The organism is Thalassobaculum sp. (genome assembly GCF_040219215.1).
In the GTDB taxonomy this organism is placed as follows: Bacteria; Pseudomonadota; Alphaproteobacteria; order Thalassobaculales; family Thalassobaculaceae; genus Thalassobaculum_A.
On record NZ_JAVJSX010000022.1, the window covers coordinates 186,628 to 199,691 of the forward strand.

Here is a 13,064-nt window from a genome sequence, read left to right on the forward strand (position 1 = left end):
GGGGAGATTGATTCGATGCTGCGTCTGGACAACCTGACAAAGACCTACCGCACCGGTGACCGGGCCTTGTCCGGGGTATCGCTCACCGTCGAGCCGGGGCAGGTGGTCGGGCTGATCGGGCCGTCCGGTGCCGGCAAGTCGACCCTCATCCGCTGCATCAACCGGCTGGTTGAGCCAAGCTCGGGCCAGGTGTTTCTCGGCGAGACCGAACTCACCCGGCTCGGGCGCGGCCCGCTGCGGCGGGCCCGCCGGCGGATCGGCATGATCTTCCAGGAATACGCCCTGGTCGAACGCCTGACGGTGATGGAAAACGTGCTGTCCGGCCGGCTCGGCTATGTCAGCTTCTGGCGCAGCTTCTTCCGGAAGTACCCGCCGGATGCGGTGTCCAAGGCATACGGCCTGCTCGACCGGGTCGGTCTGACCGACCACGTCGACAAACGCGCTGACGCCCTGTCCGGCGGCCAGCGCCAGCGCGTCGGCATCGCCCGCGCCCTGGCACAGGGTCCGGACCTGCTGCTGGTCGACGAGCCGACCGCGTCGCTCGACCCCAAGACCTCCCGGCAGATCATGCGGCTGATCGTGGAAATCTGCGACGAGCACGGCCTGCCGGCCATCATCAACATCCATGACGTGGCGCTGGCCCAGCAGTTCGTGCGCCGCATCATCGGGTTGAAGGCTGGCGAAGTGGTCTATGACGGCCCGCCGGACCAACTCGACGAAGAGGTGCTGACCCGGATCTACGGCGAAGAGGATTGGTCCGCCACGATCCGCCCCGTCGACGATGAAGAGGCGCTCGACGAAGCGGCGGCGGCCGACGACGAGCACCACTCGCCGGAGAGCGTCCTGGACCGCGAACGCATGGCGGGGCTGTCGTGACCACCGCCGCCATGCCGACGGTCTGGCGCCGCCCGCCGCTAATCACCAACCCACGCCTGCGCTGGGCCGTATACCTGGGCAGCCTGACCTATCTGGTGCTCGCCTTTGCGTCGGTCGACGTCAACTGGGTGCGGGTCTACGAGGGCCTCGACCGCGGCCTGCGGTTCGTGAAGGGCTTCCTGGTTCCCGACTTCGTCAGCCGGTGGGGCGACATCGCCCAGGGGATGCAGGAAAGCCTGACCATGACCGTGACCTCGACGGTGGTCGGCATTCTGATCTCGGTCCCGATCGGCATCGGCGCAGCGCGCAACATCGCGCCGCTGCCGATCTATCTCGTGTGCCGCGGCATCATCGCCCTGTCGCGCAGTTTCCAGGAGATCATCATCGCCATCCTGTTCGTGGCGATGTTCGGGTTCGGTCCGTTCGCGGGCTTCCTGACGCTGTCGTTCGCGACCATCGGCTTCCTGGCCAAGCTGCTGGCCGAGGACATCGAGGACATCGACGAGGCCCAGGCCGAGGCGGTCCGCGCCACCGGCGCCGGCTGGTGGCAGGTGGTGAACTACGGCATCCAGCCGCAGGTCATGCCGCGGCTGATCGGGCTCAGCCTGTACCGACTCGACATCAACTTCCGTGAATCGTCTGTGATCGGCATCGTCGGCGCCGGCGGCATCGGGGCCACCCTGAACACCGCCATGGACCGCTACGAATACGATTCTGCAGCGGCGATCCTGATCATCATCATCGTGATCGTCATGATAGCCGAGTATGGCTCCAGCATCATCCGCGGACGGATCCAGTGATGGCCGAAACCTCCCGTTCCTTCCCGGATTCCTGGCGCAAGCGCACTCCGCGCGCCGAGCTGCTGATCTGGGTCGGCTGGTTCGCCCTGGTCGCGCTGTTCGCGTTCTGCTGGCAGGTCATGACCCAGGATACGATCTGGGCCTTCGTCACCGACGCTCCGACCCAGGCCGCCGACATCGGGTCGCGCATGATACCGCCGCGCTGGAGCTACCTGCCGGCGTTGATGGAGCCCCTGTGGGACACCATCAACATGGCGACCCTCGGTACGCTGCTGGCGGTGATCATGGCCGTGCCGATCGCCTTCCTGGCGGCCCGCAACACCACGCCCAGCGTCCGTTTCGCCCGCCCGCTCGCCCTGCTGGCAATCGTGTCCAGCCGGTCGATCAACGCGCTGATCTGGGCTCTGCTGCTGGTCGCGATCATCGGACCCGGGGTGTCGGCCGGCATCGTGGCCATCGCCCTGCGGTCGGTCGGGTTCGTCGCCAAGCTGCTGTACGAGGCGATCGAGGAGATTGACCAGAGCCAGGTCGAGGCGGTCACCGCCACGGGCGCGTCGACCGCCCAGGTGATCGACTACGCGATCGTTCCGCAGGTGCTGCCGGCGTTCGCCGGGATCTGTGTGTTTCGCTGGGACATCAACATTCGCGAGTCCGCGGTGCTCGGCCTGGTCGGCGCCGGCGGTCTCGGCCTCAAGCTCCAGGATTCGCTGAACGTGTTGGCGTGGCCGCAAGTTACCGTGATCTTCATCCTCATTCTGCTGACCGTGCTGGTCAGCGAATGGGTCTCCGCCCGGGTCCGTCACGCCATCATCTGACGCCTGGGCCGTTTAACCGGCAATCGAGGGTACCTGATTGCACATCCTGATCGACATCGCCGGCGGCATCGCGCTTCTGCTGTGGGGCATCCGGATGGTCCGCACCGGCGTCACCCGGGCGTTCGGTTCTGCCATCCGCCGCGGCATCGCCGTGGCGACCCGCCGCCGGCTGACCGCGTTCACGACCGGCATGGCGGTCACGGGTATCCTGCAAAGCAGCACCGCGACCGCGCTGATCGTCTCGTCGTTCGGCGGACGCGGGTTGATTGCCCTGCCCGCCGCACTCGCCGTCATGCTGGGCGCCGACGTCGGCAGCACCCTGGTGGTCCAGGTGCTGTCGCTCGACGTCTCGTGGCTGTCGCCGCTGTTCCTGCTCATCGGTGTCGTCGGCTTCCTGCGCACCGAGGATTCCAAGCGGCGCAATCTGTCCCGGATCATGATCGGCCTCGGCCTGATGCTGCTGGCGATCCGCTTGATCATGCTGGCCTCGCATCCGCTGCGCGAGGCGGAGACCCTGTCGGTCGTCCTGCGGCCGCTGACCGACGAACCGCTGCTGGCGATCCTGTTGGCCGCGGTTCTGACATGGCTTGCGCACTCCAGCCTGACCGTCGTGGTGCTGGTGATGACCCTGGCCTCGCTGCACGTCATCAGCCTGCAGTTGGCATTGGCCCTTGTGCTGGGCGCCAACGTCGGTGGCGCCATCACGCCGCTGATCATGACACTTGGCCAACCATCGGCAGCCCGCCGCGTGCCGCTCGGAAACTTGCTGATGCGAGTGGCGGGGGCTGCGGTGTGCGTATGGACCATTCCTTACGTGATCCCCTATCTCGGCGCCGTGTCCTTCGATATCGGCCACCGGGTGGCGAACTTCCACACCGCGTTCAACCTGGCGCTGGCCATCGTTTTCCTGCCGTTCGTCGGCGGTGTCGCAGCAATCGTCATGAAGATCCTGCCGGAGCAGGCGGCGACTGACGACGAAAAGCAACCGCGCTACCTTGAGCAGTCGGCCCTCGACTCGCCGACGGTGGCGCTGTCCTGCGCCAGCCGTGAGACCATGCGCATGGGCGACGTGGTCGCCGATATGCTGGCCCGCTCCATGGAGGTGTTCCGGCGCGACGACTCCAGTCTGGTCAAGGAGGTCGAGCGCTGCGACGACACGGTCGACAGCCTGCACGAGGCGATCAAGCTCTACCTGACCCGGTTGGCCCGCAACGAGTTGGACCCGTCGGAGAGCCGCCGCACCATCGAGATCCTCAGCTTCACCACCAACCTGGAGCATGTGGGCGACATCATCGACAAGAACCTGATGGAACTCGCCAGCAAGAAGATCAAGGCGCATTCCTCGTTCTCGAAGGAGGGCTTCGCCGAGATCACCTCGATGCATGCCCAGGTCGTGGCCAACCTGCAATTGGCGCTTAACGTCTTCAATTCCGGCGACATCAAGCTGGCGCGCAAGCTGCTGGAACAGAAGGTCCACATCCGCGAGATGGAGCAGCGGTTCTCCGAAGCCCACTACGCGCGGATCGGCGCCGGCCGGCTCGAATCGATGGAAACCAGTTCTCTGCACCTCGACGTATTGCGCGATCTGAAGCGCATCAACAGCCACGTCACCTCGGTCGCCTACCCGATCCTGGAGGATGCCGGGCAGATCGCATCCAGCCGGTTGCGCGCACCGAAGCCCGCAGACGACAATGCGGAGTCGCCTGCCTCCGATGCGGATACCGAGAGCCGATGACCCACCCGATCGACCGCCTCTACCGTGGGATTCACCTTGCCCGGGCAGAATCTCCAGGAGAGAGCCGCACAGCCCAGCTGCTTCGTGACGGCAATCCGAAGATAGCCAAGAAAGTGGTCGAGGAAGCCGCCGAGGTCGCGCTCGATGCGGTGGTGTCCGATCGCGACGGGGTGATCCGGGAGTCAGCCGACCTGCTCTACAACCTGATGGTCCTGTGGGTCTGGATGGGCATCACGCCATCGGAAGTGTGGGCCGAGATGGAACAGCGTGAAAAAGCCCTCGGCCTTGCCGGCAAGATGCCGAAAAGCTGACAGGAACCACCGTTCGATGAGCATGGATGACGACATCGCCGCGCGCCTGCGGATCGCGCTGACTGCGGCCGAAACGGGCGGTGCCTTGGCGCGCTCCTATTTCGAGCGGCGCGCAGAGTTGGTGATTGAAACGAAGGGCCCCCAGGATCTGGTGAGCGTCGCCGACCGGGCGGTCGAGACGGCCATCCGCGAGGTCATCGTCGACAGTTTCCCGGAAGACCCGATGGTCGGCGAGGAGCATGGTGGCGCAGCGGTGGAGACCGGCTGGGTGATCGACCCGATCGACGGCACCCAGAACTTCCTGCGCGGCATCCCTCAGTTCGTCGTATCGATAGCCTATCGCCGTGACGGCCGCACCGAACTTGGCGTGATCCATGACCCAAACGCGGCCGAGAGCTTCGCGGCGCGGCGCGGCGGTGGCGCGACCCGCAACGGGACGGCCATCCGGGTGAGCGGCGCCGGCACGCTCGAGCGTGCCGTGCTCGGCGTCGGCCATTCGCCCCGCCATCCGGCAGAGCGATACATCGATGCCGTCACCGCCGTGGTCGGCGCCGGCGCGCAGACCCGCAACTATTGCTGCGCGGCGCTGCAACTGGCCTATGTCGCCGATGGCCGGCTGGATGCGACCTGGGACCCGTACCTGCTGGACTGGGACGTCGCCGCCGGCATCCTGCTGGTCGAGGAGGCGGGCGGTTCGGCCGTGCCGTTCGTGCCGGGACGGCTCGGCCCGTCGGCCGATCGCCTGCTCGCCGGCAACGCCGAACTGGTCAAGCAGTTGCTCCCCCTGCTGCCCTGAGGCCGCGCGTCACCGTCACGTCCGGCGTGGTGACGGCGGGTCCCGGGTCACCGCGTTGCGGTGCCCGGGATGGCGGTGCAGAAGGGGAACAACCGGCGTCGTTGAGGTCAGCCTCGCGCCAGTTGGGTCTCCACCAGCTTGGCCCAGAAGCTGGCACCGACCGGCAGAACTTCGTCGTTGAAGTCGTACTTCGGGTGGTGCAGCCCGTAGTCCTTGCCAGGCGCCCCGCCACCCAGCCACAGGAACGCGCCCGGGCGCTCGCTCAGCATGAACGCGAAGTCCTCGCTCGCCATGATCGGTGCCGTATCGCGTTCGACCTTCTCGGGTCCGACCACCTGATCGGCCACGGTCGCCACGATGTTCGCCGTGTCGGCGGGATTGATAACCGCGGAATAGCCACGCCGGTATTCGACATCGACTTCGGCGCCGAACATCAGGCCGACGCCGTCGCACAGCGCGCGGATCCGCTCCTCGATCAGGTCGCGGACACCGTCGTCGAACGTCCGGATCGAAAGCTTCAACTCGGCGGTGGCCGGGATCACGTTGTTTGCGGTTCCAGCGTGGAACTGCGCGACCGTGACCACCGCGGAGTGGATGGGATCGACGTTGCGGCTGACGACCGTCTGGATGCCCTGGTAGAGCTGCACGCCGACGGCGATCGGATCGACGCCGTCATGCGGACGGGCCGCATGCGCGCCGCGGCCTCTCACGGTCAGAAACGCTTGGTCGGCCGCCGCCATCAACGGGCCGGGGCGCACGCCGATGGTACCGGCCGGCAGGTGCGGCGCGTTGTGGATGCCCCAGACCGTGTCGCATGGAAAGCGATCGAACAACCCTTCCTCGATCATGATCCTGGCGCCGGCGCCGCCCTCTTCGGCGGGCTGGAAGATGAAGTTCACAGTGCCGTCGAAGTTGCGGGTCTCCGCCAGATAGCGGGCCGCGCCCAACAGCATGGTGGTGTGGCCGTCGTGGCCGCAGGCATGCATCCGGCCCGGGTTCTTCGAGCGATAGGACGGGTCGCCCTCCTCGTCCATCGGCAGCGCGTCCATGTCGGCCCGCAGCCCGATCGAACCGGTGCCCGAGCCATTGCCACGCAGCACCCCGACCACGCCGGTCTGCGCGATCCCGCGGTGCACTTCGATGCCCCAGGACTCCAGCTTGTCAGCGACCAGCGCCGCGGTGCGATGCTCCTCGAACTTGATCTCCGGGTGGGCATGAATGTCACGTCGCCACTCGGTCATGTCCGGGTGGAATTCCGCAATGCGGTTGTTGATCGGCATCGGTCGACTCCGAGACGGGGTAGTGGAACCAGCAGGAAAGCCGGGCGACTGGGCACGCCTGACGCCGTCCACCACGGTGAGGTTGTCTTGATCATAGGCCGCATTCAGGGTCCGACGGCAACACCCAATCTTCGCGCGTGACTGTCGCGCACCCAGCCGGCGGGCGCTTGACGAACCGGTAGTTCACAACTATGTAAGTGAATATTCACTTTAATGCTTGATACTTGCCACTCGCTGATCCACCGTTCGGAGTCCAGACTATGAGCATGTCCGAGTTCAGCCTGCTCCGTTCCCGCCGGTTCCTGCCGTTGTTCGTGACCCAGTTCCTGGGAGCGATGAACGACAACGTGTTCAAGAACGCCTTCGTCATCCTGGTGCTGTACGGAATGGCGGACATCGGCGGCCAGCACGCCCAGGTCCTGGTAACGGTCGCCGCCGGCATCTTCATCCTTCCGTACTTCCTGTTCTCGGCAACCGCCGGGCAGATCGCCGACGCGCAGGAGAAGTCGCGGCTGATCCGCCGCATCAAGCTGGCCGAAATCGCGATCATGACGTTTGGCGCGGTCGGCCTGCATCTGGGCGACCCGTACCTGCTGCTCGGCGTGCTGTTCCTGATGGGGGCGCAGTCGGCGTTCTTCGGGCCGGTGAAATACGGAATCCTGCCGAACCACCTCGCCGAGAACGAGTTGGTCGGCGGCAACGGCCTGATCGAGGCCGGTACGTTCCTGGCAATCCTGGTCGGCACGATCGCGGGCGGGCTACTGATCCTGCGCGCCGAGGGTTTGGTCACCGTCTCGGTTGTTCTGCTGGTCCTGGCAGTCGCCGGCTGGTTGGCCAGTCGGTCGATCCCGGTCGCCGAACCCGATACGCCGGATCTGAAGATAAACCCGAATGTGATGGCCGAGACGGCTCGCATCATCCGCCACGCCGGGCACAACCGGACGCTGTTCCTGACGATCCTCGGGCTGTCCTGGTTCTGGCTGGTCGGCGCAACCTTCCTGTCGCAGTTCCCGACCCTGGCGAACGCGGTGCTGGGCGCCGATGAGGGCGTGGTAACGCTGTTCCTGGTCGCGTTCTCGGTCGGTATCGCCATAGGGTCGCTAGGCTGCAACGCCCTGCTGAAGGGCGAGGTTTCGGCACGCTATGTTCCGCTCGCCGCGATCGCCATGACGGTCTTCATCGCCGACCTTTGTCTGGCACTGCAGGGGCGTGTGCCGGGCGAAACGACGATCGGCGCCGCCGCTTTCCTGTCGGCGCCGGGCAACTGGCGCATCCTGGCCGACCTGGTCGGGATGGCGATCGCCGGCGGGCTGTACAGCGTTCCGCTGTTCGCGATGCTGCAAGCCCGCAGCGAGCCGGAGCACCGGTCGCGAAACATCGCCGCCAACAACATCATCAACGCGCTTTTCATGGTGGTGGGCGCCATCTGGGCCGCACTGATGCTGGCCTACGGCCTCTCGGTGATCACGGTCTTCGCGTCGCTCGCCGCCGTCAACGCGGTCGTCGCCGTCTACATCTGCGGCCTGCTGCCGGGCGAACTGACGAAGAGCCTGTTCGCGATCGTGCTCCGCCTGCTGTTCCGGGTGCGGATCAACGGTCTTGCCGACTACCGGCGCGCCGGGGCGCGGGCGGTGGTGGTCGCGAACCACGTCTCATTCCTGGACGGTCTTCTGCTGGCGGTGTTCCTGCCCGGAAAGCCGCTGTTCGCTGTTGATACCTATGTCGCGCAACGCTGGTGGGCCCGGCCGTTCCTGGCATTGATCCGAGTGTTCACGGTCGACCCGGGCAATCCGTTCGCCACCAAGGCGCTGGTGAAGGAAGTGCGCGACGGCAATCATCTGGTGATCTTTCCGGAGGGCCGGATCACGGTGACCGGTGCGCTGATGAAGGTCCACGAAGGCCCCGGCATGATCGCCGACAAGGCGGACGCCGACCTGATCCCGGTCCGGATCGACGGCGCCGAGGTCAGCATCTTCTCCCGGATGAAAGGGAAGCTGCGCCGCCGGCTGTTCCCGCGCATCACCATCACCGTGCTGGAACCGCGGCGTTTCCATATCCCCGAGGAGGCGCGTGGTCGCAGCCGGCGCCGGATCGCCGGCAACCAGCTCTACGACGTCATGTCGGAGATGATGTTCGAGACCCGCGACCGCGACGAAACCCTGTTCGAAGCGCTGCTCGACGCCCGAAGGGTTCACGGCGGCCGGGCAACCATTCTCGACGACATTGAGCGCAAACCGGCGAACTACAACCGGGTGGTCACCGGCGCCCTGGTCCTCGGTCGTAAGCTGGCGCGTCTTACAGAACATGGCGAACGCGTCGGCGTGCTGTTGCCGAACTCGGTCGCTGCCGCGGTCTGCCTGTTCGCCCTGCTCGGACGGGGGCGGGTTCCGGCGCTGCTCAACTTCTCAGCAGGGCCGCGCAATATCACGGCCGCGACCCGCACCGCCACGCTGCGCATCGTTCTTACCTCGCGCCGGTTCATCGAGCTCGGCAAGCTTCATGAACTGGTCGACGCCATTGAGCAGGAAGCTCGGGTCGTCTACCTGGAGGACATCCGCGACAGCGTCAGTGGCCTGGACAAACTGCGTGGCCTGATCGAGCGGCCGTTTGCCCGCGCCGTTCACCGACGGAGCAAGGTCGGCGCCGACGACCCTGCGGTCGTGCTGTTCACCTCCGGCTCGGAGGGCCTGCCCAAGGGCGTCGTGCTCAGCCATGCGAATCTGCTGGCGAACCGTCATCAGTTGGCCGCCCGGGTCGACTTCAGCCCGACCGACACTGTGTTCAACGCCTTGCCGATCTTCCACTCGTTCGGCCTGACCGGTGGGCTGATCCTGCCGATGCTGTCGGGAGTGCGGTCGTTCCTCTATCCCTCGCCGCTGCACTACCGGATCGTGCCGGCACTGGCCTACGACACCAACGCGACCATCCTGTTCGGCACCGCCACCTTCCTTGCAGGCTATGCCAGGCTGGCTCACGCCTACGACTTCTTCAACGTCCGCTACGTGTTCGCGGGCGCCGAGAAGGTGAAGGACGAAACCCGCCGGATCTGGGCGGACAAGTTCGGGCTTCGCATACTGGAGGGCTACGGCGCCACCGAGACGGCCCCGGTGATCTCGGTCAACACCCCGATGCACTATCGGGCCGGCACTGTCGGCCGCTTGGTGCCGGGCCTTGCCGCCACGCTGGAGGCCGTCCCGGGGGTTGAGGCCGGCGGGCGGCTGTCGGTGCTCGGTCCGAATGTCATGCTGGGGTATCTGCTGGCCGACCACCCGGGAGAACTGCAGCCGACAGGCGGCACTTACGATACCGGCGACATCGTCGCCATCGACGACGAGGGTTTCCTGAAAATCCTTGGACGGGCCAAACGCTTCGCCAAGATCGCCGGCGAGATGGTGTCGCTCGGCTCGGTCGAAGACCTCGCTGCCCGTGCATGGCCGGAGCACGCCCACGCAGTGATAGCAGTACCCGATGATCGAAAAGGCGAGCAGCTGGTCCTTCTGACAACCCGTCCAGACGCGACGCGCGACGTCCTGCTGGAGGCCGCCCGAGCCGGTGGAATTCCTGAACTTTCGGTACCGCGGCAAATTTTGACAACCGATGGCATTCCCCTGCTCGGTACCGGCAAGACCGACTATCCCGCCGTTGCCGAAATGGTTCACGAACGGCTCGGAACACCCAAAACGGGAGAATCGTAACCAAATGTCATTTGCCGCAGGACCAGCAGCCGTTAGCATTTTCTTCAGGGGTTAAAGACTAGAGTGCGGGATTGCCCGATCGCCACGGGTTGGCGCTCATGTAACCGCATTGCTGAGGACTGAACGATGCCCTCTGGGGGCTCAATGCCCACTCGATCGTTAACGGCGCGGCTGATGGCGTGGACCGCCGTCGTATCGCTGACGCTGTTCATCGTGGTGCTGTCGATCAGTCTTGAGATGACCATCCGTCACGCCTGGACACGCGCCGACAAAGCGATCACGGATAATCTCGACGCGGTGCAGGGTGCTGCCGAAGAGGCGATGTGGACCTTCAATCTCCAGCAGGCGACGCGGCTGGTGCAAGGTCTCGCCGGCGGCGAGTTCATACGGACCGCGATCCTGATCGACTCCCAGGGCGACCATGTTGCGGAGGCCGCACGCAACGTTGGCCAGGGGGACTGGCTCAGCCGGTCGCTGCTTACACGCGACCGTCCGGACCTCGCGCGCAATCAGACACTGATTCGCCAGGGAACGCTGGACGGCGAGGCTGACCAGCCGGTTGGCACGCTTGCCCTGCAGCCGGACTACACCGCGCTCCATGCGCTGGTTCTGGAGCAGTTCATCAAGGCTGTCTGGGCGGTCAGCCTGCTGGGGCTGGTCCTGACGGTGTCGATCTTCGTGATCGCCCTGCTGACCACCGCACGCCCACTGCGTCGGCTGGCCGCAACGATCCGCGAGATCGGCGGGTCGCTTAACCCTGGCGCATTGATGGCGGGCGACCTGATCAACCGGGACGACGAGATCGGACAGGTCGCGCGCGCCTTCCTCTCCACCGTACGGGACCTCGCGCATCGGACCCAGGAGTCCGAGGACGCGCAGACCAAGCTCCAGAACATCCTGGATGGCTCGATTCAGGCGATTGCGGTCCATCGCAATTTCAAGCTGCTGTTCGCCAACGATGCGGCGGCACGCATGTTCGGATACGCCGATGCCGCCGAAATGCTCGACGAGTGCGATTTTCGCCAAACGTTTGCGAACGCAGCCGACGGATCGCCGGAAGGCTTCGTCGACCTGCTCACGCGGGACGACATGGACGAGGCGCACCTGCTGACGCGGCCCCGCCTGCGCCGCGACGGCACCCGCTTTCTGGCCGAGATCGCCGCCCGCAAGATCCGCTGGAAAGGCGAATGGGCGGTCCAGACGGCGCTGATCGATGTCACCGCCCGGGTTCGGGCCGAACAGGAACTGCGCGACCTCGCCACCCGCGACGCCCTCACGCACCTGCCGAACAAGGCGCTGTTCCTGGAGCAGCTCAGCTTTGTTCTGCGCGACGCCCGCCCGGGTCGCCTGGGCATCCTGTTCATCAACGTCAACCGCATGACCGGGTTCAACGACGCCCTCGGACTGGCCGGCGGCGACGAGTTGCTGCGACAGATCGGCGAGCGCCTGCGGTCACAGCTCTCCGGCCGGTCAGTGATCGCCAAGTTCCCCGGCGACAAGTTCGCGGTCCTGATGCACAACATCGACGATGAGAGTGATCTGATCGCGCTCGCCCAACGCTTCGACGATCTGCTGCAAGCTCGTTTCAACATCGGTGGCGAGAAGGTACAGACCACCCTTTCCTACGGTGCGGCGGTCTGGCCGTTCGACGGCCGCAACGCCGAAGAACTGACATTGTCGGCCGAACGGGCCTGTGTGAGCGCCAATGTGCGCCGCGCGCGCGAGGTGGTGTTCTCCGACCAGTCGATGAACATCGAGGCCTCCCGGCGCTATGAGATCGAACGCCGCCTGGCGGAAGCCCTGACGAACGGAACCCTGGAGGTTCACTATCAGCCCAAGGTCAGGGCGAGCGACGGGCGTCTGGTTGGAGCCGAGGCACTGATCCGGTGGCCGAACGCCGACAATACCTACATATCACCGGCCGAATTCATCCCCGTCGCCGAGTCGACCGGCCAGATCCTCGACGTCGGCCGGTTCGTGATCCGTCAGGTTTGTGCCGACCAGGAACGTCTGGCGCGCGAGACCGGCCTGATGGTTCCGGTCGCGGTCAACGTCTCGGCCATCCAGTTCCAGAACGACGATATGCTGCGCACGGCGCGCCAGGCGCTGGAGGCCCACCGCATCCCGCCGTCCGCGCTGCAGTTCGAAGTGACGGAAAGCGCCACGATGGACCAGATCGACGAGGTGATTCCGATGCTTGCGGGGCTTCGGACCTTCGGCATCCAGATCGCGATCGACGATTTCGGCACCGGTTACTCGTCACTCAGTCATCTCAAGCGGTTGCCGATCGACTACCTGAAGCTGGACCGCAGCTTCACGCGCGACGTGCTCGGCGACGACGGACGCTCGATCGCCTCCGCCATCGTCGGGCTCGGCCACGCCCTCAACCTGAAGGTCATCGCCGAAGGCGTCGAGACCGAGGACGAAGCGGAAGCCTTGCGTCGCCTGGGGTATGACGAGTTCCAGGGCTACCTGTTCGCCCGCCCGATCCCCATCACCGAGTACCAGGCTTGGATTCTCGCTCAACGGGTGACCGGGAGGAGTTAACTCGCCGGCGCCGGCGAGCGCCTTGGCAGCGTCAGATCGCCGTTCGCAGGTGATAGCTTTTCGGCCGGGTCAGCGCCACCCTCGCGGTGTTCGCCGTGGTCCCGTCACCAGCCCTCGGCGCGCAGTCCGCAACCGTCGCCCTGGTCTCCCAGGGGTTGATCGCCATCCTCCTGACCCGTCGATGGTGGCGGTAGATCGGCTAGCGTTGC

The 13,064-nt window shown here is 65.7% G+C and carries 10 protein-coding genes; 8 read left to right on the forward strand and 2 right to left on the reverse strand.

Annotated features, from left to right (window positions below; all coding sequences use genetic code 11):
* Positions 1-15 precede the first annotated feature (15 nt).
* From phnC to RIC54_RS16505, 6 genes are read left to right on the forward strand one after another with little or no spacing between them, the layout of a single operon-like run.
* Positions 16-876 (forward strand): phosphonate ABC transporter ATP-binding protein, encoded by an 861-nt coding sequence (phnC, locus tag RIC54_RS16480; RefSeq protein ID WP_350090260.1) that lies wholly within the window; start codon positions 16-18, stop codon positions 874-876.
* Entirely contained in the window at positions 873-1,676 is an 804-nt protein-coding gene (gene phnE / locus RIC54_RS16485; RefSeq protein ID WP_350090264.1) for a phosphonate ABC transporter, permease protein PhnE, read from the forward strand. The genes phnC and phnE (RIC54_RS16485) overlap by 4 nt, the downstream gene beginning before the upstream one ends.
* Positions 1,676-2,491, forward strand: coding sequence for a phosphonate ABC transporter, permease protein PhnE (gene phnE / locus RIC54_RS16490; RefSeq protein WP_350090267.1), 816 nt, complete (start codon positions 1,676-1,678; stop codon positions 2,489-2,491). Before phnE (RIC54_RS16485) ends, phnE (RIC54_RS16490) begins: the two co-directional genes overlap by 1 nt.
* 37 nt (positions 2,492-2,528) lie before the next feature.
* Positions 2,529-4,226, forward strand: coding sequence for a Na/Pi cotransporter family protein (locus RIC54_RS16495; RefSeq protein WP_350090270.1), 1,698 nt, complete (start codon positions 2,529-2,531; stop codon positions 4,224-4,226).
* On the forward strand, positions 4,223-4,537 hold the full coding sequence (hisE, locus tag RIC54_RS16500; protein ID WP_350090273.1) for a phosphoribosyl-ATP diphosphatase: 315 nt from the start codon (positions 4,223-4,225) through the stop codon (positions 4,535-4,537). Before RIC54_RS16495 ends, hisE begins: the two co-directional genes overlap by 4 nt.
* A 16-nt stretch (positions 4,538-4,553) precedes the next feature.
* On the forward strand, positions 4,554-5,333 hold the full coding sequence (locus RIC54_RS16505; protein ID WP_350090276.1) for an inositol monophosphatase family protein: 780 nt from the start codon (positions 4,554-4,556) through the stop codon (positions 5,331-5,333).
* A gap of 107 nt (positions 5,334-5,440) precedes the next feature.
* Here the strand turns inward: RIC54_RS16505 and RIC54_RS16510 are convergent, their stop codons facing one another.
* Complete coding sequence (locus tag RIC54_RS16510; RefSeq protein WP_350090279.1) at positions 5,441-6,613, reverse strand: M20 aminoacylase family protein; 1,173 nt, start codon at positions 6,611-6,613, stop codon at positions 5,441-5,443.
* Positions 6,614-6,873: 260 nt separating this feature from the next.
* Between RIC54_RS16510 and RIC54_RS16515 the strand changes: the two genes are divergently transcribed.
* Together RIC54_RS16515 and RIC54_RS16520 are read left to right on the forward strand one after the other, a co-directional pair.
* Positions 6,874-10,308 carry an acyl-[ACP]--phospholipid O-acyltransferase gene (locus RIC54_RS16515; protein ID WP_350151214.1) on the forward strand — a complete coding sequence of 1,145 codons (3,435 nt, stop codon included), beginning with the start codon at positions 6,874-6,876 and terminating at the stop codon, positions 10,306-10,308.
* 174 nt (positions 10,309-10,482) lie between these two features.
* Positions 10,483-12,855 carry a putative bifunctional diguanylate cyclase/phosphodiesterase gene (locus RIC54_RS16520; RefSeq protein WP_350090285.1) on the forward strand — a complete coding sequence of 791 codons (2,373 nt, stop codon included), beginning with the start codon at positions 10,483-10,485 and terminating at the stop codon, positions 12,853-12,855.
* 31 nt (positions 12,856-12,886) lie between these two features.
* On the opposite strand, the gene RIC54_RS16525 is transcribed toward RIC54_RS16520, so the two are convergent.
* Positions 12,887-13,021, reverse strand: a complete 135-nt coding sequence (locus RIC54_RS16525) for a hypothetical protein (protein ID WP_350090288.1) — start codon at positions 13,019-13,021, stop codon at positions 12,887-12,889.
* Positions 13,022-13,064: the final 43 nt, after the last annotated feature.